The 21,872-nt window shown below is 66.0% G+C and carries 18 protein-coding genes; 3 read left to right on the plus strand and 15 right to left on the minus strand.

Going from position 1 to position 21,872, the window contains the following annotated elements; translation table 11 throughout:
• Positions 1-17: 17 nt before the first annotated feature.
• The 6 genes from AB6730_RS14555 to AB6730_RS14580 all read right to left on the minus strand — a co-directional run bounded on the left by AB6730_RS14555 (position 18) and on the right by AB6730_RS14580 (position 7,702).
• Positions 18-2,273, minus strand: coding sequence for a CocE/NonD family hydrolase (locus tag AB6730_RS14555; protein WP_371024330.1), 2,256 nt, complete (start codon positions 2,271-2,273; stop codon positions 18-20).
• Positions 2,274-2,408: 135 nt separating this feature from the next.
• Positions 2,409-3,068 (minus strand): M24 family metallopeptidase, encoded by a 660-nt coding sequence (locus AB6730_RS14560; RefSeq protein ID WP_371024331.1) that lies wholly within the window; start codon positions 3,066-3,068, stop codon positions 2,409-2,411.
• Positions 3,069-3,206: 138 nt separating this feature from the next.
• Positions 3,207-3,782 (minus strand): TetR/AcrR family transcriptional regulator, encoded by a 576-nt coding sequence (locus tag AB6730_RS14565; RefSeq protein WP_371024332.1) that lies wholly within the window; start codon positions 3,780-3,782, stop codon positions 3,207-3,209.
• A gap of 27 nt (positions 3,783-3,809) precedes the next feature.
• Positions 3,810-5,348 (minus strand): DHA2 family efflux MFS transporter permease subunit, encoded by a 1,539-nt coding sequence (locus AB6730_RS14570; RefSeq protein ID WP_371024333.1) that lies wholly within the window; start codon positions 5,346-5,348, stop codon positions 3,810-3,812.
• Positions 5,345-6,331: an HlyD family secretion protein gene (locus AB6730_RS14575; RefSeq protein ID WP_371024334.1), complete on the minus strand. Its 987-nt coding sequence runs from the start codon at positions 6,329-6,331 to the stop codon at positions 5,345-5,347. The genes AB6730_RS14570 and AB6730_RS14575 overlap by 4 nt, the downstream gene beginning before the upstream one ends.
• A gap of 339 nt (positions 6,332-6,670) precedes the next feature.
• Positions 6,671-7,702 (minus strand): CDP-glycerol glycerophosphotransferase family protein, encoded by a 1,032-nt coding sequence (locus AB6730_RS14580; RefSeq protein ID WP_371024430.1) that lies wholly within the window; start codon positions 7,700-7,702, stop codon positions 6,671-6,673.
• Between the two features lie 78 nt (positions 7,703-7,780).
• On the opposite strand from AB6730_RS14580, the gene AB6730_RS14585 reads away from it, so the two are divergent.
• Positions 7,781-8,551 carry a glycosyltransferase family 2 protein gene (locus AB6730_RS14585; protein ID WP_371024335.1) on the plus strand — a complete coding sequence of 257 codons (771 nt, stop codon included), beginning with the start codon at positions 7,781-7,783 and terminating at the stop codon, positions 8,549-8,551.
• Between the two features lie 5 nt (positions 8,552-8,556).
• Here the strand turns inward: AB6730_RS14585 and AB6730_RS14590 are convergent, their stop codons facing one another.
• Positions 8,557-9,630, minus strand: a complete 1,074-nt coding sequence (locus tag AB6730_RS14590; protein ID WP_371024336.1) for an NAD(P)H-dependent flavin oxidoreductase — start codon at positions 9,628-9,630, stop codon at positions 8,557-8,559.
• A gap of 178 nt (positions 9,631-9,808) precedes the next feature.
• On the opposite strand from AB6730_RS14590, the gene AB6730_RS14595 reads away from it, so the two are divergent.
• Entirely contained in the window at positions 9,809-11,578 is a 1,770-nt protein-coding gene (locus AB6730_RS14595; protein ID WP_371024337.1) for an FAD-binding oxidoreductase, read from the plus strand.
• 12 nt (positions 11,579-11,590) lie between these two features.
• Here AB6730_RS14595 and paoC read toward each other — a convergent pair whose 3' ends face one another.
• The 7 genes from paoC to AB6730_RS14630 all read right to left on the minus strand — a co-directional run bounded on the left by paoC (position 11,591) and on the right by AB6730_RS14630 (position 19,830).
• Positions 11,591-13,789 (minus strand): aldehyde oxidoreductase molybdenum-binding subunit PaoC, encoded by a 2,199-nt coding sequence (gene paoC / locus AB6730_RS14600; protein ID WP_371024338.1) that lies wholly within the window; start codon positions 13,787-13,789, stop codon positions 11,591-11,593.
• Positions 13,786-14,745, minus strand: coding sequence for a xanthine dehydrogenase family protein subunit M (locus AB6730_RS14605; protein ID WP_371024339.1), 960 nt, complete (start codon positions 14,743-14,745; stop codon positions 13,786-13,788). Before AB6730_RS14605 ends, paoC begins: the two co-directional genes overlap by 4 nt.
• The gene (paoA, locus tag AB6730_RS14610; protein WP_371024340.1) at positions 14,742-15,383 is read right to left on the minus strand and encodes an aldehyde dehydrogenase iron-sulfur subunit PaoA; all 642 of its coding nucleotides are present in this window, start codon (positions 15,381-15,383) and stop codon (positions 14,742-14,744) included. The genes AB6730_RS14605 and paoA overlap by 4 nt, the downstream gene beginning before the upstream one ends.
• Before the next feature lie 108 nt (positions 15,384-15,491).
• Positions 15,492-16,382, minus strand: a complete 891-nt coding sequence (locus AB6730_RS14615) for a sugar phosphate isomerase/epimerase family protein (RefSeq protein WP_371024341.1) — start codon at positions 16,380-16,382, stop codon at positions 15,492-15,494.
• Between the two features lie 20 nt (positions 16,383-16,402).
• Complete coding sequence (locus tag AB6730_RS14620; protein WP_371024342.1) at positions 16,403-17,527, minus strand: Gfo/Idh/MocA family protein; 1,125 nt, start codon at positions 17,525-17,527, stop codon at positions 16,403-16,405.
• A gap of 11 nt (positions 17,528-17,538) precedes the next feature.
• On the minus strand, positions 17,539-18,756 hold the full coding sequence (locus tag AB6730_RS14625) for a nucleoside permease (RefSeq protein ID WP_371024343.1): 1,218 nt from the start codon (positions 18,754-18,756) through the stop codon (positions 17,539-17,541).
• A gap of 21 nt (positions 18,757-18,777) precedes the next feature.
• Positions 18,778-19,830 (minus strand): sugar phosphate isomerase/epimerase family protein, encoded by a 1,053-nt coding sequence (locus tag AB6730_RS14630; protein ID WP_371024344.1) that lies wholly within the window; start codon positions 19,828-19,830, stop codon positions 18,778-18,780.
• 93 nt (positions 19,831-19,923) lie between these two features.
• On the opposite strand from AB6730_RS14630, the gene AB6730_RS14635 reads away from it, so the two are divergent.
• Positions 19,924-20,925, plus strand: a complete 1,002-nt coding sequence (locus AB6730_RS14635) for a LacI family DNA-binding transcriptional regulator (protein ID WP_371024345.1) — start codon at positions 19,924-19,926, stop codon at positions 20,923-20,925.
• Positions 20,926-21,013: 88 nt separating this feature from the next.
• Here AB6730_RS14635 and AB6730_RS14640 read toward each other — a convergent pair whose 3' ends face one another.
• On the minus strand, positions 21,014-21,868 hold the full coding sequence (locus tag AB6730_RS14640; protein WP_371024346.1) for an OmpA family protein: 855 nt from the start codon (positions 21,866-21,868) through the stop codon (positions 21,014-21,016).
• Positions 21,869-21,872: the final 4 nt, after the last annotated feature.

Consider the following 21,872-nt stretch of genomic DNA (forward strand, 5'->3'; position numbering starts at 1 on the left):
AATAATGCGAGTGAATCTTATTTACTTCCGCCAGCCGGGGCCTCCACAAGGCCTACCGGAAGCTCGAGATAACTGCTGCCCAGCCACTCGATACGCAGGGGCTCTCCCGCATCGGCGGCGCTTTCCATGCCGACATCCTTGCCGGTTCCCATGTTGATCGACGAGCCGGGTTCCTTGACCACCGACACCACCGCGACGAGTCGGCTGCCGGGTTCGAACAACCGGCTGGTGGTGCGCCCATTGGTGAACGCGAGCGTCGTGCGTTTGCCCGGGACCAACAGGTGCCGCCGCGAGCGATCCTCCATGTAGCTGGCGCGTGCCACATACCATGACAGCTGGAAGTACTCGCCGCTGGCCTTCTTCTCATACAGCGTGATGCGCAGGTCGAAGTCGCGCTTGTTCGTCACCACATCGACCTTGCCGGAAAACAAGCCGCTCAACTCGGTACCGGCGGGTAACGGTTCGCTGGTGAAGACGAGGGCATGGCGATTGTCCAGCGTGGCCGGCGGCGCATCCTCCACGGGAAGATCGTCTCGATTGCCAAGGTCGACGGTAAGAACCGAGGTGCTTGCGGAAGGACGATCCCTCAACTTGGCCGTTCCATCCTCCGTCACGAGGAAGAGCCGTCGCTTTCCCGGCGCCATCCTGTCGATGCTGGGCGCATGCTTCCACACGTTCGCGCCCATCACCTCGTAGTTGATCCGGTCCCCCAGCAGGGCCGGCTTCGCTCCGCCACGGAAAACATAGTCGAACCACTGGTAGCGAAGCACGCGGCTGATGTCGACCTTCGCCACCGGGTCGATGGCATAGCCGTCGACCACGGGCCGGGCCTTGCGTTGCGCGCCCACGTGGTCCCACGGGCCGATCAGCAGGTAGTGTTCCGCGCGCGGGTTGTAACGCTGGTGTTCGCGCACGTAATGCAACGCGCCGATCTGCCCGCCGTCGAAGTAACCGGTCGTCGTGAGGACGGGAATGTCGATCGCGGCGAACTCGCGGCCTTCCGGAATCATGTTCCGCCAGTAGCCGTCGTACGAGGGATGGTCCAGCCAGCGCTGGAAGACCGGATTCGGCCTGCCTTCCAGTTCATCGATCGCCCGGTAGCTCTTGCCGCTTTTGTACCAGCGCCGGTAGAGGTCGTTCCAGTGGGCATCGTCGCCGTAATGTTTCTCGTCCAGGCCCTTGCCTTCGGCTACGTACGGCGCCCATGGATAGACGAAGCTCAGCGATACGTTGCCTTCCATCGGCACGTCGATCCCCGGTGCCACCGTGACCGACGGCATCAGCGCGCGTAGCGCCTTCGGCCGGTGTTTCGCGGCGGCCCATTGGGTGAAGCCGTTGTAGCTTCCGCCATACATGCCGACACGACCATCGCTCCATGGCTGCTTCGCGATCCACTCGATCGCGGCGTCCGCATCCACGCCATCGTGTTCGTATGGCACGGCCAGTCCTGGCGACAGCCCCTTGCCACGCGAATAGCCGACCACGGCGGCATAGCCATGCGCGGCGGTGAGGCGCAGTTCGGTCGCGGACCACCATGGATTGGCGTAGATGGTGAAGCCGAGCAAGGTGGGCAGCGGCGCGGCGCGATGCTTGGGCAGCATGACGAGCACGGTGACCGATGCGCCGTCAGGAGTCGACACGAGCCTGGGTTCCCACACGTCGTAGCGGCGGCGATCGTCCTCGTCGATCAGCTTCCCGGTGAACGGCCGGAATGCCGCGTAGGCTTCGGCGGCCTGGTACGCCTTGACCAGGGCGACCGCGTCGGCCAACGCGACGTCACTCCCCTTCCGCTGCGCGAGCAATTCCAGGTAGTCCGCGTGCAACTGAGCAGGTTGTGGTCCGTACGGCTCCACGTCCGAACCGAAGCTGGAGATGACCTGCGACGCCATCACGTCATCAAGTGTGGCGAACACTTCGCGGAAGGCACGCGCATATGCCTCGCCGAACGGGAGATGCATGGTGGCCTCGATCTGGCGTGCACGTGCGTAGACCTGCCAACGGATGGCACCTACCGCATCGAGCGGCTGGGCGCCTGCCTTGCGCAGGACGACGAGTTCACCAAGGCTGCGCGCGGCATCGTCGTAACGGCGCGCGACCAGTTGCAAGGCCGCCAGGTTGTCGAGATACGTCGCGCGATCCGGCTCCGCGTAGGCAAGGATCGCCTCGGCCGCGAGGTCACGTATGCCGGTGTCGCCATTCGACCCGCCTTTCCACGGCAACCTCGCTGCTCCCGCCAGCGCCGGGACTGCGGCGAGCAGGAGGGCAAGACCCATGATCCAGTATCGTACGGCTCGCTTCGGCATGATCGGACATCCATGAATTTACCGCGAGATTGCCCACGTGCACCTGCCCCGGACAGTGCCGTCGGGCATGGCTTGCCGGTGCGCTGGGGTAGCACACGGCAACGGTCAGGCTATCAGCAGGTCTTCGAAGAAGGCACCCATGGGCGAGGAGGGATGAGCGATCTGTACCTCGAGAATCCACAGGCCCGGCGCAGGCGTGGCGTCGAACTGGCCCAACGGACCCGCCTTGTGCACCGCATGCGGATAGTCGCCAACGCGGTGCCCCTTCGTCTCGTGGTTGAGGCGCCAACCCATGGCCGTGGCCTCGTCGTCCGCATAGGCGTACAACGCCGTGCCGGTGACCCCCTCGCGCCACCTGGCCGCCGTTCTTGTGAAGAGTTCGCGGGCAGCATTCGCGCAGGCGTGCATATCGGCATCGTCGCCGACGACGAAAGTGTCGCCCACGTCGCCTTCATGACCATCGAAGACAGGGCCGAGATCGATGAAGAAGATGTCGTTGTCCTGGAGTATCGCGCCCGGCACGGAAGGCTGCCGGAAGGTCTTCAACGTGTTCGGGCCGAAGCGAACGATGCTGGGATGCCAGATGCGCTGCATGCCGGCGGCATCGAGATGCTCCTTCGCCAACGTAGCGGCATCGGCTTCGTTCATGCCCGGGAGGATGCGTGCGGCGATGTCGCGCAAGGCCGACCAGGAGCGTTCGCGGGCGGCGAGCATGCGCTCGCGTGAGAAGTCGGTGCCGACGTTTTCGGCGGTGGGAGTCGGCATGGTCGCGGGCAGGCGTGGGTCGGTCGCTATTATCGGTGCTTCGCGCCCGCCTGGGTACAGGCGAATAGCCCTGGTGGGAGCCGCTTCAGCGGCGATGGGTGCTTGCGAAGACAACACACGAGGGCGAGGCCGAGCCTGTCAGTCGACCCCCGCCAAGGCCAGGGCCGCGCGCATGCCTCCTTCGAGGACGCGCTTGGAAAGGGTTTCGTCGTTGGTGGCGCGGGCGACTTGCATGGTGCCTGCCATGAGACCGTAGACGGCGGTGGCGCGCGATAGCGCTTCGTCGTGCGGGAGGGAAGGCCATTGCGTGGCCATCAGTTCGATGAATTCGGTTACGCCGTCCGTATAGGCGCTTCGCACGATGTCGGAATGCCTCGCCACTTCGGCGGAGAGGGTGGCGACGGGGCAACCCGTGCCGGGATGATCGCGATGGCGCGGCGAGAAGTAGCTGCGGATCATGCCCGCCAGGCCTTCGCCCGATTCCATCCAGTAACGCAATCTGCCCAGGCGCTCGTTCATCGCCGCGGTGATGGCTTCGCGCGCGAGGTCTTCCTTCGAGTCGAAATGGTTGTAGAACGCGCCATTGGTGAGGCCGGCGGCGGACATCAGGGATTTCATGCCCTCGGCTTCGATACCGTGTTCGCGGAACCGTCGTGACGCGGTGTCGACGATGCGCCTGCGCGTCCGCTCCTTGTGGTCTTTTTCATAACGCATGGGTCGTGTCCCGCTGCGGAGGAAGGCTCAGTGCGCGTCGGCGGAAGGCGCCTGGGGCGACTGCACCTTGCGCATCAGGGGGACCATCACGGTGGCGATCGCGAAGCACACCATGATGGAAAAAAAGGCATCGCTATAGGTCAGCGTCTGTGCTTCGCGGAACGTCAGCTGCCATAGCGAACGTAGCGCGACGGTGTACGCCTCGGTGTCGGGCTGTACGCCGTCGAACAGGCGATTCATCGGCTCGTTCGCTGGGGTGAGGTGCTCGGCGAGCCGGTAGAAATGCAGGTTGGTACGATCGTTTAGGATGGTCGCGCAGGCGGCGATGCCCATCGCACCACCCAGGTTCCGCATCAGGTTGAACAGGCCGGAGGCCTGCTTGAGCCGGGCCGGCGGCAGGCTGCCCAGCGTGAGCGTTACCGTTGGCGCCACGGCGAACTGCTGACCCATGCCACGGAAGGCCTGCGGCAGCATCAGTTCCGTGGCGCTCCAGTCGTGCGTGATCGGCGTGAACTCGAACATCGACAGCGTGAACAGCGCCAACCCCACCATGAGTAGCCAGCGCAGGTCCACGCGGTTGGCCAGCATCGCGTACACGGGGATCGCCATGACCTGGAAGACGCCGGTCGAAAGTACGGCCTTGCCGATCTGCAGCGCGCTGTATCCCTCCACGCGCCCCAGGAACAGCGGCGTGAGGTAGATCGTGGCGAACAAACCGATGCCCGTCACGAAGGAGAAGAAGCAACCCAGGGCGAAATTGCGTTCGCGCAAGGCGCGCAGGTCCACGATGGGGTGTGCCGCCGTCAGTCCGCGCCAGACGAACAACACGCCGGCCACGAGGCTGGCCCACGCGGTGGCACGGATGGTGTCGTCTTCCAGCCAGTTCCAGCGCTGACCTTCTTCCAGCGTGTATTCCAGGCAACCGAGGAAGATCGCGATCAGGGCGATGCCTATCCAGTCGCCGGCCTTCAGCAGGGAAAGATCGGCCTCGTCGATCTTCACCAGGAGCGGAACGGCGATCGTGACGAAGGCGCCCGGCAGCAGGTTGATGAAGAACAGCCAATGCCAGGAGTAGTTGTCCGTGATCCATCCGCCCAGCGTGGGGCCCAGCGTGGGCGCCAGCGAGGCGATCGCGCCGATGGTCGCCGCGGCGATGACGCGTTGCTTGCCCTGGAAGAAGACGAAGGCGGTCGTGAAGACGAGCGGGATCATCGACCCGCCGAGGAAGCCCTGGGCGGCGCGGAACCAGATCATGCTCTGGATATCCCATGCCATGCCGCAGAGCAGGCTGGTCAACGTGAATCCCGCAGCCGACGCGGCGAACAACCAGCGGGTGGAGAACACCCGGCTCAACCACCCCGACAGGGGAATCACGACGATTTCCGCGATCAGGTAGCTGGTCTGCACCCAGGCGGTATCGTCCGCCCCGGCGGACAGTCCACCACCGATGTCCCGCAACGAGGCCGAGACGATCTGGATGTCCAGCAAGGCGATGAACATGCCCAGGCACATCGACGCGAAGGCGAAGATCTTCTGCCCCGGCGTCAGGTGCGCGACCGGGCTCATGGTGCCTTCGTGTCGATGCGCGCGGTGACCGACAAACCGGGACGGAGCACGCCGAGATCGCCATCGCTACCGTCGAGGGTCACCCGCACGGGCACGCGCTGCACGATCTTGGTGAAATTGCCGGTCGCGTTTTCCGGCGGCAACACGCTGAACTGCGCGCCGGTGGCGGGCGCGAGGCTACTGACGTGGCCCTTGAAGCCCTTACCCGGCAGCACGTCCGCGCGCACTTCGACTTCCTGGCCCACATGCATCCGCGCCAGCTGGTCTTCCTTGAAGTTGGCGTCCACCCATAAGCCGTGCGAAGGCACCACCACCAACAGCTGGCTGCCGGTGGCCGCGTAGCTGCCGACGCGCGCGCGGCGATTTCCGATCACACCGTCGACCGGTGCGCGCAATTCGGTGTACGAAAGGTTCAAGCGGGCGATATCGGCTTCGGCGCGCGCCTGGGCCAGTGCCGCTTCCACCTGCCGCTTCTGCGTGTCGATTACGTCGAGTTGCCGTTGTGCGGCTTGCACGGCCGCCGAAGCGCTCGCCGTTGCCGCATGGGCCGTCTGGAAGGTCGCCGTTGCACGTTGTGCGCTTTCCACCGACACCGCTGAGCGGCCGACCAGGAGGCGATAGCGTTCATCGTCGAGCTTCGATCGTGTCGCTTCCGCCTGTGCGGCGGTGAGCCCGGCGTGCGCTTCCGCGATATGGCTGTGCTGCAACTCGAACACGGCGTCGAGATTGCGCAGCGCGGCCTCCTGGGCCGCCACCGCCGCGCCGGCTTTCTCCAGGGCGGCGCGGTAGTCCCGGTCGTCGATCTTCACCAGCAGGTCACCCTTGTGCACGACCTGGTTGTCCGTGACGGCGATGGTCTGGATATAGCCCGGTGCCTTCGGTCCTATCACCGTGATGTCCCCACCGACGTAGGCATCGTCGGTGGTTTCGAGGAAGCGTCCGCTGGTCCACCAGTGCGCACCGTAGAGGGCAATGCCAAGCATTGCCGCTCCCATGGCGATGAATTTCAAGGGATTCTTGCGTGCCCTGACGGGAACGGCTGAGTCGGCGACGGCGGCCACGGGGCACCAGGAGGGAAGTTGAATTACAGCTGTAATCTTATGGATGATGGGGATAATTTCAAGGGGGTTGGGTTTACTGCGGGGTGCCCGCTGCCGCGGGATCGCCGACAAGGTCGGCTCCCACAAGGTCCCGGCTGGCTCGGCTGGCTCGGCTGGCTCGGCTGGCTCGGCTGGCTCGGCTGGCTCGGCTGGCTCGGCTGGCTCGGCTGGTGCGGCTGGTGCGGCTGGTGCGGCTGGTGCGGCTGGTGTGGCTGGCTGGGGTCAGCGCAGGTCTAGCAGATGGCCGATGTCGCGCAGGGCCTTGAAGCGCCGGACCAGGTTGAGCGGCTTCCGCTTCAGCAGTCCGAAGTCGCCGCGGAGGAATTCATCCACGGCATCGAGCACGCGTTCGCTGGAATGGCCGTCGCGATAGGGATGGATGTCGTCGCCGTGCGCGCGAATGGCGGCCATCAGTTCGGGGGGATGCGAAAGGGCGTGATCGATCGCGGCGTCCACGTCGCCTGGCGTCGGCACGTCGAGCATGAAGGGCTGTGGCACGCGGTTGGCGATCGTGACCACCGGCTTCCCCATCACCGCGAATTCGTGCACCACCGACGACGTATCGCATACGAGCACGTCCGCCGCACGCTCCATGTCGACGAGCCGTTCCGAGGTGAAGAAGCGCGCGTTAGGTGCTTCCAGGCCGCGGTAGGCGGCGAACAATTCCTCTGGACACTTCGGATGCAACGTAAGCAACCAGTGCCGGTCGCCACGCGCGATCATGTCGCGCAGCGGTTCGACCATCGCGGGCGCGCTGCTCAGGCGGTGGCTGAAAGTGGATGCATACATGACGACCGGACGGCCGTCAGGAGGTATGTCGAGCGCCATTGCCGACGCCGGCCCGAAAAGCGGGTCGAGCTTCGGCCAACCGGTTTCGCGTACCGCGAAGTAGCCGTGTTCCCGCGCAAGCTCCTCGAAGGGAAGCGTGGTGGACGGACCCTGCGTGACATAGAGATCGAAGAAACCGCGAATTGCGAAATGGCCACGGTCGGGTTCGCGTTTCTGCGCATTGAAGCCGTGGAACACCTGCACCTTGATGCCGGGCAAGGCGGGCGAGACCCAATTGGCCGCGCAGTACACCGCTTCCGGATGCAGCGCCCTCGCCTCGCGCAGGCTGCGCACGCGGCGTTCGTCCGCCGCGAGTTCCGCAGCGACCGCCGCCGGCACCACCCAGCCCACCTCCTGGCCACGAGCCCGCGCGGCCGCGGCCAGCGGACGCAGGATCGGCAAGGCATAGGTTTCGGTGGCGAACATCAGGCACGCGCTCAAGGGCGGCACTCCACGCTGGGCGACGTGGCATTATGACGGCTCGTTAGCCAAGCCCGCATCCCGATGACCCGACGGCCCCTTTCCCTTTGCGTGATCACCCAGAACGAGGCCGATCGCATCGGAGATTGCCTGGCATCGGCCGCACCGTTCTGTGATGACCTGGTCGTGGTCGACGGCGGTTCCACCGACGATACCGTCGCCATCGCGAGGCGTGCGGGGGCGCGGGTGATCTCACGGCCGTTCGACGGTTTTCGCAGCCAGAAGGCCTTCGCCGTAGCGCAGGCCATGAACGATTGGGTGCTCTGCCTCGACGCGGACGAGCGCATAGGACCCGAACTAAGGGCCGCGATCGAGAAGGCATGCGACGAGGGATTTCACAGCGCCGCCGGCTTTCGCTTTTATCGCCGCAACGATTTCTTCGGCCGTTTCATGCGCCACGGCAACGCGGGAGCCGACAAGGTCCTGCGCCTGTTCGACCGCCGCCAGGGCGGCTGGCGCGGCCCGCGAGAGATCCACGAGTCCGTGAGTGTCGACGGTGAGGTGCGGATGTTGCCTGGCTTCCTCGACCATTACCCGTATCGCTCGCTTTCGGAGCTGATGGCCAAGCAGGAGCGCTACGCGCACATGATGGCCACCGAGGAATTCGCCGCGGGCAAGCGCGCCACGCTCACCCAGATCATCGTGAGCCCGATGTGGCGGTTCTTTCGTGGCTACGTGCTGCGCGCGGGCTTCCTCGACGGTTGGCGCGGCATCGTCTACGCCCTGCTACGCGTGGAATACGTGCGACGCAAGTACGTGAAGCTCTGGCTGCTGCAGCATGGCCAGAAAGCCTGATCCCGTCAGAGCCTGAGCAGGCGCGCGGCGGTATCGACGATGTCCGCCGCGATCGCGGTCGCCGAACCCTCTCGTGCCATGGCGGTCGATTGGCCCGCCCATAGCGGCTGGAAATCGCCGTTGCCGCGCGCTTCGGCGATCTTGCGCAACGGCGCCAGCGGCCCGCCGGCCAGGGGAAACGGCAAGGCATCGCCGGACAACGGGCCTACTTCGCGCATGATCCGGTTGATCACGCCGCGCGCGGGACGGCCGGTGAGCACGTTGGTGATCGCCGTGTTGTCGTCGCGCGCCGAGCGCAAGGCCTGGCGATGCACGTCCACGCTGGTCGCCTCGTCCGAAAGCAGGAAGGCGCTGCCTACCTGCACGGCCGACGCACCCAGGCACAGCGCCGCGGCCATGCCGCGTCCGTCGGCGATACCACCGGCCGCGATCACGGGAATGGTCAAGGCGTCGACCAGTTGTGGCACGAGGGCCATGGTGCCCGGCTGGGCCGACATGTCGTCGGTGAGGAAGTTGCCGCGATGGCCGCCGGCCTCGTAGCCCTGCGCGATGACCGCGTCGCAGCCTCGCTGCTCCAGCCAGCGGCCCTCGGCCACCGTGGTCGCCGAGGAAAACACCACCGAACCGATGGCCTTCACGCGCGCCAGCAGGTGTTCCTCCGGCAGGCCGAAATGGAAGCTCACCACTTCCGGGCGCAACGCCTCGACCATGGCGCACATGGCATCGTCGAACGGCGCGCGGCCACCGGCCGCGGGCAGGTCGCTCGCATCGATGCCGAACTCGCCGAAGTACGGCGCGAGCCGCGCCAGCCAGCGCGCCATGGCCGCGGCATCCGGCGTGATGGGCCGGTGCGCGAAGAAGTTGAGGTTGATCGGCGCCCGGACCGCGGCACGGTAAGCCTCGACTTCCGCGGCCGCCTTCTCCACGCCGATCGAGGAACAGGGGATGGCGCCGAGTCCACCGGCCTGCGCCACGGCGATGGCCAACGCGGACAGGCCGGACCCCGCCATCGGTGCCAGCAGGAGGGGCTGGTCGATCGACAGGAGGTCGAGGATACGGCGGTCGGTCCAGGCAGGCACGGGGAAGCTCGCGGGCGACAGGTACTGGGTGATTATAGCTCGCCGTTCATCACCGCAGGCCCGCCTTTCGTCCCTGAACCCGCTGTTTTCCTCACTTCGTGAGCGACACGCGCTCAGCACGGTGCAAAGCTCCGTCCATCCCAACGGACGCCCGCACGTCCTTCACGAGGTTCCTTCCATGGATCGACGCACCCTGCTCAAGACCGCCCTCGTCCTGCCGCTGCTTCCCTATGCCCTGAAGCTGGACGCCTTCGCCGCCGCGCGCGCAGCCACTCGCGTGCGGCCGGGCTCGGCGGGTTGGCCGGCACCGGCGCAATGGCAGGCCTTGAGCCGTCAGGTCGGAGGACGCCTGTCCGTGCCTCGTTCGCCCTTCCTCGGCGATGCGGCCACCCGCGCCGAAGCCGTCGCCCAGCTGACGAACCCCTTCTATATCGGCGACCAGGTGGCACTGACCCAGACCAGCGGCTACTTCGGCGCCTGGACGTCACGACCGAGCGCTTACGCCCTGACCGCCGAGAGCGCGGAAGATATCGCCGCCGCCGTGACATTCGCCCGCAAGCATGGCGTTCGCCTCGTCGTGAAAGGCGGTGGCCACAGCTACCAGGGCACTTCCTGCGCCGCCGATTCACTGCTGGTCTGGACGCGGAAGATGAACCGCGTGGAGATGCACGATGCCTTCGTCCCCAATGGAGCGGCGCCGGGTACACGCCCCATGCCCGCGGTCAGCGTGGGCGCGGGCGCGATGTGGATCGATGCCTATAGCGAAGTGACCACCCGGGGTGGCCGCTACGTGCAGGGCGGTGGGTGCACCACCGTCGGCGTCGCTGGCCTCGTGACCGGCGGCGGTTTCGGCAGCTTCTCCAAGCGCTTCGGCACCGCCGCGTCGAACTTGCTGGAAGCCGAGGTGGTCACCGCGGACGGCGAGATCCGCGTGGTGAACGCCCACCGCGAACCCGAACTGTTCTGGGCCCTCAAGGGTGGCGGCGGTGGTTGTGCCCGCGTCGTCACACGATTGACCTTGCGCACCCACGACTTGCCGGCCACCGTCGGCGCGGTGTTCGGCGAGATCCAGGCCGATTCCGAGGAAGCCTATCGCGCGCTGGCGTCGGAGACCTTGCGCTTCTATCGCGACGCCTTGTGCAACCCGCACTGGGGCGAGCAGATCGGTTTCCGCGACGAACGCAGGATGTCCGTGTCGATGGTGTTCCAGGACCTCGACCGCGCGGCCGCCGAGGCCGTCTGGGCACCCTTCATCGACTGGGTGAAGCAGCGCCCGGCGTACTCGTTCCGCAAACCGCTCCAGGTGCTCGCGATGCCGGCGCGCCATTACTGGGACGCGGACTTCTTCCGCGAGCATGCGCCTGACGTGGTCGTCGCCGATGCGCGCGAGGGTGCGCCGCGTAACCATGTCCTCTGGAAAGGTGACCAGGGGCAGGTGGGCTGGTACATCCATGGCTATGCGTCGGCGTGGATGCCCTCGCGCTTTCTCGACGATGCCGAGCGGGATACGTTGGCCGCGGCGATATGCGAGGCCGCCAGCAAGATGGACGTGGGGCTGCACTTCAACAAGGGCCTCTTCGGTGCCCCGGCCGAAGCCCTCGCCGCAAGTCGCGACACGGCGACGAATCCCGCCGTCCTCGATGCCTTCGCCCTCGCGATCATCGGCAACAGCGGCGACCCCGTCTATGAAGGATTGCCGGGTGCGCATGTGGACGAGGCACGCGCGAAGGACGGCGCGGAACGCGTGAAGGCGGCCTACGCGCGACTCACGAAGACAGTGACGAACGCCGGCTCGTATGTTTCGGAAAGCGATTATTTCCAGAAGGACTGGCAACGCGCCTTCTGGGGCGGCAACTACACGCGGCTCGCCGCGGCGAAGCGCCGTTACGATCCCGACCGCCTGTTCCTGGTACATCACGGCGTCGGCAGCGAGGGTACCGACGCCTGATCGCCGCCCGGGTCAGGCCACGGGCGGCAACTTGTCGATGAACTTGTCCAGGGTCACCGGGTAGTCGCGCACGCGCACGCCCGTCGCGTTGTACACCGCGTTGGCGACGGCGGCGGCGACCCCGCATATACCCAGCTCGCCGACGCCCTTGGCCTTCATCGGCGAGGACATGGGATCGGTCTCGTCGAGGAAGATCACCTCCTGGTGTGGGATATCGGCGTGCACGGGCACTTCGTACCCGGCGAGGTCGTGGTTGACGAAGAAGCCCAGCCGCCGGTCCACCACCAGTTCTTCCATCAGCGCCGCGCCGACGCCCATCGTCATCGCCCCGATCACCTGGCTGCGTGCGGATTTCGGGTTGAGGATGCGCCCGGCGGCGCAGACCGCCAGCATGCGCTCGACACGGATTTCACCCGTGGCCGCGTCGACGCGTGCTTCGACGAAATGCGCGCCGAACGTCGATTGCTGGTAGCGCTTGCTCAGGTCGCCGTATTCCATGGCGTCCTCGGCGACCACGTCACCGTTCGCAGCGGCCTGGGCGATCGGGACGCTGCGCCCACCCACACCCACCTTGCCGTCCTCGAAGTTAGCCGCGTTCGGGTCCAGCCCCAGCTTCTGGGCGATGGCCTCGCGCAACTTCACACAGGCGGCATAGACGCCCGCCGTCGAGCTGTTTCCGCCCCACTGTCCGCCCGAACCGGACGAGACGGGGAACGTCGAGTCGCCGAGGCGCACGTCGATGCGATCCAGCGGCAGGCCCATCATTTCAGCGGCGGTCTGCGCGATGATCGTATAGCTGCCCGTGCCGATATCGGTCATGTCGGTTTCCACCGTGACACGCCCGTTGCGATCCAGACGCACGCGGGCGCCGGACTTCATCACGAGGTTGTTACGGAACGCGGCCGCCACGCCCATGCCCACGAGCCAGCGCCCGTCACGTGTCGTCGCGGGACGCGGCGCGCGGCGTTCCCAGCCGAAACGTTTCGCCCCCGTACGCAGGCATTCGACCAGCCGGCGCTGCGAGAACGGACGGTCGGGCTTTTCCGGATCGACCTGGGTGTCGTTGAGGATGCGAAATTCAATCGGGTCCATGCCGAGCTTCCCGGCCATCTCGTCGATCGCGATCTCCAGCGCCATCAACCCCGATGCTTCGCCGGGCGCACGCATGGCGTTGCCTTCGGGAAGATCGAGCACGGCGAGCCGGGTGGCCGTCATGCGGTCGGCACCGGCGTAAAGCAAGCGCGTCTGCTGCACGGCGGTTTCCGGATCACCGCCCGGGAGGTCGCCCGACCAGCTCTCGTGGCCGATGGCCTGGATCTTCCCGTCTTTCGAGGTACCGATACGGATGCGCTGGATCGTCGCCGGGCGATGCGTGGTGTTGTTGATCATGAAGGGACGCGGCAAGGCCACCGCCACCGGACGTTTGGCGGCACGTGCGCCCAGCGCGGCCAGCAATGCGTCGGCACGAACGAAGAGCTTGCCGCCGAAGCCGCCGCCGATATACGGCGAGATGAGCCGTACGTTCTCCTTCGGAATGCCCAGCGTGAGCGCGACGTCGCCACGCCCCCAGTCGATCATCTGGTTCGACGTCCACAGCGTGAGCTTGTCGCCTTCCCATGCCGCGATGGAGGCATGCGGTTCCATCATCGCGTGCGAGTGGTCCGGCGTGGTGTACATGGCGTCGAGTTTCACCGCCGAGGCCGCGAAGCCCGCGGCGAAGTCGCCCACCGCCGTATCCGACTTTCCTCGTTCCGGTTTTGTAGCGGTGTCTTTCGCCGCGGCGAGGTCGAACTTGCCGGGAGTGCGGGCATAATCCACGCGCACCAGCTGTGCCGCGACGCGTGCCTGCTCGAAGGTCTCCGCGACCACCACCGCGACCGCCTGGTGGTAGTGCTCGATCTCGGGGCCGCCGAGCAAGTGCGCCGTATTGAACTTGCCCTTCTCGAGTTTCCCCGCCGTCTTCGCGGTGACGATCGCCAGCACGCCGGGCGCGCGTTGTGCACGGGTGAGGTCGATCGAGACGATACGGCCCTTGGCGATGGACGAGCCAACGACATAACCATAGGCGTGATGGGGCACGGCTTCGTGCTGCTCGTACGCGTAATGCGCCGTGCCGGTGGTCTTGAACGGTCCGTCGATGCGATCCACCGGCTGGCCGACGACCTTCAGGCGGTCGATCGGGTTGGTGGTGGCGGGAGTGTCGAATTTCATGCCTTCGTCTCCTTCGCTTCGGCGAGGCCCGCCGCGATGGTCCGCTCGACCAGGGTGACCTTGAAGGCATTGCCTTCGGTCGGCTGCGCGCCGGCGAGCAACCGCGTCGCGACCGCCTTGGCGCCCTTCGGGAGTTCGGCTTCGGCCGCCTCCACCCGCCATGGCTTGTGCGCCACGCCACCGAGCGCCACGCGGCCACTGCCATCGGGCTGCACGATCATGGCGACCGACACCAGGGCGAACGCATAGGACGCGCGGTCGCGAACCTTGTGATAGAGCTGCGTGCCACCGACAGGCTTCGGCAAGGTGACGGCGGTGATCAGCTCTCCCGGCGCCAGGACGTTTTCGATGTGTGGCGTGTTGCCGGGCAACGTGTGGAAGTCGGCGATGGGAATGCGTCGCGTGCTGCCATCCGGGCGCATGGTTTCCACGGTGGCATCGAGTGCGCGCATGGCCACGGCCATGTCGCTCGGATGCACGGCGATGCACGACTTGCTCGCGCCCACGATCGCATGCTGTCGGCTGAAACCGCCGATCGCCGCACAGCCGCTGCCGGGCAAGCGCTTGTTGCAGGCCTGGTTGGTGTCGTAGAAGTAAGGGCAACGCGTTCGCTGGAGCAGGTTGCCGCCCGTGGTGGCCTTGTTGCGCAACTGGCCGGAGGCGCCGGCGAGCAAGGCCCGCGAGAGCAAGGGATAGTCGCGCCTGATCCTCGCGTCGGCCGCCAGGTCGGTGTTGCGGACCATGGCACCAAGTCGCAACCCGCCCTCGTCAGTCGGCTCTATCTTGTCGAGATCCAGGCCATTGACGTCGATCAGGTGCGCCGGCTCCTCGATGCCGGTCTTCATCAGGTCGAGGAGGTTCGTTCCGCCCGCGATGAACTTCGCTCCGGGAACACGTGCCGCCGCGGACGCGGCGGCAGCCGGGGAGTCGGCACGCTCGTAAGTGAACGGTTTCATGCCTTCACCCCCGCCACTTCGGCGATCGCTTCCTGGATATTGGAGTACGCACCGCAGCGACAGATGTTGCCGCTCATTCGCTCGCGCAATTCCAAGGGACTTATCCGGGCCTTGGCGGTCAGGTCGGTCGTGGCATGGCTGGGAATGTCGTCGCGGATCTCGTCGAGGACCGCCACGGCCGAGCAGATCTGCCCCGGCGTGCAGTAGCCGCACTGGTAACCGTCGTGCTTGATGAAGGCGGCCTGCATCGGATGAAGGCGCGCCGGCGTGCCGAGGCCTTCGATCGTGGTGACCTTCGCGCCCTGGTGCATCACCGCCAGGGTGAGGCAACTGTTGATACGGCGGCCATCGACGATGACGGTGCAGGCGCCGCACTGGCCGTGATCGCAACCCTTCTTCGTGCCGGTGAGGTGCATGTGCTCGCGCAAGGCGTCGAGCAGGGTCGTCCGCGTGTCGAGGTCGAGTTCCTGCGCCTTGCCGTTGACCTCCATGGCGACCTTGGCGGTGGCGGTCGGGCGCGTGCCGTCTTTGGCGGCGGGGGCGGCGACGAGTCCGGGCACGGCGAGGGCCGTCGCCGAGACCGCTCCCATTTTCAGGACTTCGCGGCGCGTGAATTTCCAGTCGTTCGACGGATCCATGGGTCGGTCCTCAGCGCTGTTGGGGTTTGCCTGGACAGGCGGCCGGGGCTAGCTCACCGAGCGTAGGTCATTCGCGGCCGGCTTTGTAGATCTCGAATCCGCAAGATCTCATATCGACAATTCATGAATGAGGCCGCCGAGATAGGCACCTTCGCGGCGAACCTGGTCCAACGGTATGGGCACGCCGCCCGGCGGATCGTGCTCGACGAAGAGATGCCCGATCCCCGCCTGTCGCGCGGCCCGCAGGATCGGCCGGTACGGGACGACACCGTGGCCGAGTTCCACGATGTGGCCGCTGGCGTCGAAGTCCTTGATATGCGCGGAGAGATAGCGCTTCGGATAGCGGATGAAATAGGAGACGGGGTTCGCTCCCGCCTTGCTCATCCAACCGCAATCGGCCTGGAAATGCACCAGGCTCGGGTCGGTTTCGGCCAGCAGGATGTCGTACCCGCTGCCGCCGGCTACGAATTTTCGGAACTCGAAATCGTGGTTGTGATACGCGTAGCGCAGCCCCGACTTCTTCGCCGCTTCGCCGATCCCGTTCGCACGCTCGGCGACACGCTTGAAGTCGTCGGCGGTGAGCGCGCCCAAATCGGCATGCTTTTCCTCGACCGACGGCGAGAGCACCGAACTGACGACCTGGTTCACGCCAAGCCGATGTGCCGTGTCGAACAGCTTCGCCGTGTCGCGTTCGCCCGAGAAATCCAGGTGGACGCTACGGAGCTTCATGCCGGCCTCGTCGACGCGGCGGCGGAGTGTCTCCGGCGGCAGGTTCGCGTAGGTGATGGCTTCCAGCTCCCCGTAGCCGAAGCTGGCCAACTTGGCCAGCACCGCTACCGTGTCGGTGACGATCGCATCACCCAGCGTATAGAGCTGGAATCCCACGGGCTGTCGCGCCGGGCGTTCATTCCGCGGGTCAGCGAGCAGGGGCATGCCTGTTCCCAGCGCGGCAAGTGTGAGGGCGGTGTTCTGCAGGAAGGTGCGACGGCTTTTCAACATGCATCCGGTCTCCCTCGGGCTCAGTCTTCGATGTCGAGCCAGCGTCGGCTGGTCGCCGAAGCGACGACACGGTCGGTGATTCGGGCGGCGCGGAGACCGTCGTCGAACGTGGGAAGACCTTCCGGCCGCTCGCCCCGTATCGCCGCGTAGGTATCGGCCACGAAGGCCTCGAAGCATTGGGCGTAACCCTGCGCGTGGCCAGCCGGCAATACCGCCAGGCGTCGTTGCTCCGCACTGCCCGCCGAAGGGTCGCGCACGAAACACGCGGAGTGATCCGCATACCCAAGCCACAGGCGCTCGCTGTCTTCCTGGTCGAAGCTCACGCTCGCCCTGGAACCATCCAGTTCGAACCACAGACGGTTCTTCCGGCCCGGCGACACCTGGCTGACCGTGACATTCGCCAGCACGCCTTCGCGGGTGCGGAACATCGCCGCCGCCACGTCCTCGCTGGACACCGCTTCCATGGCACCACCGCTCGCCGCCACGGTGAAACTCTGCCGTGAGGATGCCGCGCGTTCGGGAACCACCGTGGCGAACGCGGCGCTCACTTCCGCGAAGCGCTGCCCGCCGACCCACTCCACGAGATCGCACCAGTGCGAACCGATATCGGCGAAGACGCGCGACGGACCGCCTTGCCGTGGATCGACCCGCCAGTTATTCGCACCGGCGTCCATGAGCCAGTCCTGCAAGTAGCTGCCGTGGATCAAGCGGAGTGGCCCCAGCTCCCCGGCGGCGATGCGGTCGCGCGCTTCGCGGACCACGGGGTGATACCGGTAGACGAAGGGCACCGTGGCGACCAGGCCGGTCCGGCGCGCCGTCTCCGCGAGCGTCGCCGCATCGTCGATACTCGTCGCCAGCGGCTTTTCGCAAACGACATGCTTGCCCGCCTTCAAGGCGGCCTCCGCGTAGGGTTTGTGCAAGGCGTTCGGTGTGCATACGTGCACTACCTGTACCTGCGGGTCGGCGATCACTTCGTCGATGCCGCCGTAAGCACGCGACACGTTCCATCGGTCGGCCACTTCCCTCGATCGCTCCGGCGTCGAAGCGCAGACACCGCGCACCTCGGCACCCGCCAGCATCGCGGCGCGACGATGGACCGCGCCGATCATCCCCGCGCCGACGATGGCTATGTTCAACCGTGGCATGTGCTTTCCTCTCATAACGGCTCGGCGGCCGCGGCGCGGGCGCTGCGCTCCTTGAACAGGAACAGGAAGACCAGGAGGACGGCGAAGGCGATACTGGCCGGCACCATCCAGATGCTTCGCCAGTCGTGTACGCCATCCACCGTGAAGCGATCGACGACGAAGCCGGAAAGGTAGGTTCCGATCAACATGCCGACGCCGTACGTCGCCAGGGTGATGAATCCCTGCGCACCGCTGCGGAAACGCGCTCCGGCGTGGGCGTCGGTATAGATCTGCCCGGTGACGAAGAAGAAGTCGTAGCAGATGCCATGCAGGATGATGCCGCCGACCAGCAGCGCATACCCGGCGTTCACGTCGCCATACGCGAACAGCACGTAACGGGCGACCCAGGCCGCCATGCCCAGGGCGAGCATCTTCTTTACGCCGAGGCGGGTGAAGAAGAACGGCATCGCCAGCATCAACACCACCTCGGACGCCTGGCCCAGCGATTGCAGGCCGGCGGCACCGCGCACGCCGAGGTCGTTCAAGAACGGGTTGGTGAAGTTGTAATAGAACGACAACGGAATGCAGATCGCCACCGACGCCAGGAAGAAGACCAGGTACGAACGGCTCTTCAGCAGGCGCAGCGAGTCCAGGCCCAGGATGTCGCTCATGGACACGTTGGCGCCCCGCTTGAGTGGCGGCGTATCCGGCAAGGTGAAGGCGTAGAGGCCGAGCAGCAGCGAGGCCATCGCTGCCATGCGGAACGTCCATTCGAGCCGGTGCGCGTGCTCCCAGCCCAGCCATGCGATCAGCACGCCGGCGACGATCCAGCCGACGCTGCCGGCGACGCGGACAGGCGGGAATTGCTTCTCCGGGTTCTCCATGTGGCGCATGGCCACGCTGTTCACGAGCGCCAGCGTGGGCATGAACAACACCATGTACACCATGATCAGGGTGAGGAAGGCGGGAAAGGTGGCCGCTTGCGACGCCCACCACAGCAACGCGGCACCGGCGACCTGGAGAACGCCGAGGATGCGTTGTGCCGCGAAGTAGCGATCCGCGATCAGGCCCACCACGAAGGGCGCGATGATCGCGCCGATGGACTGGCTGAGGAAGGCCGCGGCGATCTGCGACCCATCGGCATGCAGTGGCCCCTGGCCAAGGTACGTGCCCAGGGTGACGAACCAGGCGCCCCAGATGAAGAACTCCAGGAACATCATCGAACCCAGGCGGAACAACATCGGTCGCATAGCGTCTTCCTCGATGGCGGTTCAGAGACCGAGCAGGCGCCGTAGCGTCTCGGGCGGGGTGGAGGCACCGGCGAAATCGTCGAACGCACGGTCGGTCACATGGATGATGTGGTCTCGGATGAACGGTGCGCCTTCCCGCGCTCCGTCTTCCGGATGCTTCAGGCAGCACTCCCACTCCAGCACCGCCCAGCCGGGAAAGTCGTACTGCGCGAACTTGGAGAAGATCGCGCGGAAATCGACTTGTCCGTCACCCAGCGAGCGGAATCGCCCCGGCCGGTCGAGCCAGGACTGGTAGCCACCGTAGACACCGCTACGCGCGTCCGGGCGGAACTCGGCATCCTTGACGTGGAACATGCCGATGCGCTCGTGGTAACGGTCGATGAAGCCGAGGTAGTCGAGCTGTTGCAGCAACAGGTGGCTCGGATCGAAAAGGATCTTGGCGCGAGGGTGGTGGTCCACTGCATCGAGGAAGCGCTCGAACGTCACGCCATCGTGCAGGTCTTCGCCGGGATGGATTTCGAAGCAGAGGTCGACGCCCTGCTCGTCGAACACGTCGAGGATCGGACGCCAGCGTCGTCCGAGTTCGGCGAAGGCTTCCTCCACGAGTCCCGGCGGGCGCTGTGGCCACGGATAGAAATACGGCCAGGCGAGCGCGCCTGAAAACGTGGCATGGGCCTTGAGACCGAGACGCGCGCTGGCTTTTGCCGCGAGCTTCAACTGGTCCACTGCCCAGGCCTGCCGGGCCGTCGGGTTCCCACGCAACGGTTCCGGTGCGAATCCGTCGAACAGGAGGTCGTAAGCCGGATGCACGGCGACCAGTTGTCCCTGCAGATGCGTGGAAAGCTCGGTGACTTGCAAGCCGTGTCGATCGAGCATGGCGCCGATCTCGTCACAGTACGCCTGGCTCGTGGCGGCCTCGGCGAGGTCGAAGACATGCGGCGTACTGGTGGGTATCTGCAAACCCGCGTATCCGAGATCGGCTGCCCATGCAGCGAGCGTATCCAGCCGGTTGAACGGTGCCTCGTTCCCTATGAACTGAGCCAGGAACAGGCCAGGGCCTTTGAGCGTTTTCATCGTGTCGCCTGCAATGAAATCGATTTCATAGATACTATCAGCGGAAATTCGCAAGATCATGATGCAGTGCGTCAGGACGGAACGAGGTAGTGCGTGGCCACCATTTACGACATCGCGAACCTGGCCAAGGTCTCTCCAGCCACTGTGTCGCGAGCCCTGAGCCAGCCCGACCTGGTTTCCGAAGCCACCCGCCGCCGCGTGCAGGCCGCGGTGGCCAAGCTCGGTTTCGTGCCGAACGCGGCCGCGAAGAGCTTGCGCACGCGACGCACGGGCAAGCTCCTGGTGACGGTTCCCGACGTGTCCAATCCGTTCTTCGCGGAAATCGTCAAGGGCGTCGAGGAAGCCGCGCAACCGAAGGGCTATGCCGTGCTTCTGGGCGATACGCAGCAACAGCCGGAACGCGAAGAGAGCTACGCGCAGATCCTGCGTCGCCAGGAGGCCGACGGCCTCATCGTCCTGGGGCACCGCTTGCCTCCCACCGCGCGCGAACTCGTCGACGAACTCGGTGACGCGGCGCCCGTGGTGAATGGCTGCGAGTTCACGCCCGACCTCGGTGTCCCCAGCGTACACATCGACAACGCCGCCGCCGCGCAAGTGGCGATGGAACACCTGTATGCCCTGGGCCATCGCCGCGTAGGTATCGTGGGTGGGCCGGAGACGAATCCGCTGCACCATCAGCGCCTCGATGGCGCGCGCGCGGCGGCGAAGGTGCATCGGGCCGTGCGCTCATTGATCGTGGAACGCGGCGACTTCTCCGTCGAATCGGGCTATGCGGCGGGCCGGCGATTGCTCGCGCTGCCGCAACGTCCGACCGCGGTGTTCTGCTTCAGCGACCAGATGGCCATGGGCGTGTTGGCCGCCTGCCGGGAACACGGCGTGAACGTACCTGGGGACCTTTCCGTCGTCGGCTTCGACGACCTGCGGACGACGCGCTACCTGGCGCCCGCGCTCACCACCATCAGCCAGCCCATGCGGTCGATCGGCCACGAGACGGTGCGCGTGCTACTCGGCATCCTGGCCGGGAAACCTCACCCCGATGGGGTCGAGTTGCCGTTCGAACTCATTGTCCGGCAGTCGACCGCGCCTCCGCGATAGCGCCCCGGCCGATGGGTGACGCCCCTCGCTGATGGCGCCGTTGCGGGAGATACCGACAACGGCGCCACACCAATGGACCGGCTTTCCCTTATTCGACGCCGGTCACCCACACCTCCACACGGCGGTTCGGCGCGAGGCATCCGATCAGTTGTCCGCGAGGTGCATCCTCGCAGCCCTTCACCGGATCGGCCTCGCCCAGGCCCTCCGCGGTGACGCGATCGGCGGGGATGCCCTGCGCCGCGAGATAACCCTTCACCGCTTCGGCGCGGCGCTGTGACAAGGCCCGGTTGTAGGAGTCGCTGCCGAGGCGATCGGTATAGCCGACGATGCGTACGGACCGCAGCTTGTCACCTTGATCGCGCAACGTCGTGGCCATCTCGTCGAGACTGCCCTTGCCGGCCGGCGACAACTCGGCGCTGTCGAACGCGAAGAGTGCATCGGCGGACAGTACGCGTGGCTTGCGCGCCGCGACCGGTTCGGCGGCTACCGGGGCGGGAGCGGGCGCTGCTTCCTTCAGGAAGTCGGCACACGCCTCGGGTTTCCAGTAGAAGCTGCGAGCCAGCTTGTCATCGTCGAACAACACCTTGTATTGGCACACGGTCACTTCGTCGCTGCCGGGCTTGCGGAAGTTGAACACGTAGTTCCACTCCCGCACGCCCCAGATGCCTTCGCTGAAGTGTGGATAGCCGATCAGGTCGGATACCTGCTGCTTGTTGAGCCCCGACTTCACCTTTCGCAGGTTCGCCAGATTGGGAAACGTGCCGCCCTTGTGCATGGGCGTGACCTCGCCCACCGCGGGCCACACCACTTCGCCTGCCGAGCGGCCGTCCTTCGCCACGTCGTGGCTGATGTTTCCACAGGCCGCCAGTGCCAGTGCGAGCGAGACCACGGAGATGCCTTTCAACGATGCGCGCATGTTCTTGATTCCTTGGATAGCATTCATGGGT

This window comes from Luteibacter sp. RCC_6_2, assembly GCF_041360655.1.
Lineage (GTDB): Bacteria > Pseudomonadota > Gammaproteobacteria > Xanthomonadales > Rhodanobacteraceae > Luteibacter.

What these genes read in the sequence shown, in the direction of transcription:
- AB6730_RS14555 (WP_371024330.1), bottom strand. Translation starts at nt 2,273, where the DNA reads ATGGGTCTTGCCCTCCTGCTCGCCGCAGTCCCGGCGCTGGCGGGAGCA.
- AB6730_RS14560 (WP_371024331.1), bottom strand. Translation starts at nt 3,068, where the DNA reads ATGCCGACTCCCACCGCCGAAAACGTCGGCACCGACTTCTCACGCGAG.
- AB6730_RS14565 (WP_371024332.1), bottom strand. Translation starts at nt 3,782, where the DNA reads ATGCGTTATGAAAAAGACCACAAGGAGCGGACGCGCAGGCGCATCGTC.
- AB6730_RS14570 (WP_371024333.1), bottom strand. Translation starts at nt 5,348, where the DNA reads ATGAGCCCGGTCGCGCACCTGACGCCGGGGCAGAAGATCTTCGCCTTC.
- AB6730_RS14575 (WP_371024334.1), bottom strand. Translation starts at nt 6,331, where the DNA reads ATGCTTGGCATTGCCCTCTACGGTGCGCACTGGTGGACCAGCGGACGC.
- AB6730_RS14580 (WP_371024430.1), bottom strand. Translation starts at nt 7,702, where the DNA reads ATGTTCGCCACCGAAACCTATGCCTTGCCGATCCTGCGTCCGCTGGCC.
- AB6730_RS14585 (WP_371024335.1), top strand. Translation starts at nt 7,781, where the DNA reads ATGACCCGACGGCCCCTTTCCCTTTGCGTGATCACCCAGAACGAGGCC.
- AB6730_RS14595 (WP_371024337.1), top strand. Translation starts at nt 9,809, where the DNA reads ATGGATCGACGCACCCTGCTCAAGACCGCCCTCGTCCTGCCGCTGCTT.
- paoC (WP_371024338.1), bottom strand. Translation starts at nt 13,789, where the DNA reads ATGAAATTCGACACTCCCGCCACCACCAACCCGATCGACCGCCTGAAG.
- AB6730_RS14605 (WP_371024339.1), bottom strand. Translation starts at nt 14,745, where the DNA reads ATGAAACCGTTCACTTACGAGCGTGCCGACTCCCCGGCTGCCGCCGCG.
- paoA (WP_371024340.1), bottom strand. Translation starts at nt 15,383, where the DNA reads ATGGATCCGTCGAACGACTGGAAATTCACGCGCCGCGAAGTCCTGAAA.
- AB6730_RS14615 (WP_371024341.1), bottom strand. Translation starts at nt 16,382, where the DNA reads ATGTTGAAAAGCCGTCGCACCTTCCTGCAGAACACCGCCCTCACACTT.
- AB6730_RS14620 (WP_371024342.1), bottom strand. Translation starts at nt 17,527, where the DNA reads ATGCCACGGTTGAACATAGCCATCGTCGGCGCGGGGATGATCGGCGCG.
- AB6730_RS14625 (WP_371024343.1), bottom strand. Translation starts at nt 18,756, where the DNA reads ATGCGACCGATGTTGTTCCGCCTGGGTTCGATGATGTTCCTGGAGTTC.
- AB6730_RS14630 (WP_371024344.1), bottom strand. Translation starts at nt 19,830, where the DNA reads ATGAAAACGCTCAAAGGCCCTGGCCTGTTCCTGGCTCAGTTCATAGGG.
- AB6730_RS14640 (WP_371024346.1), bottom strand. Translation starts at nt 21,868, where the DNA reads ATGAATGCTATCCAAGGAATCAAGAACATGCGCGCATCGTTGAAAGGC.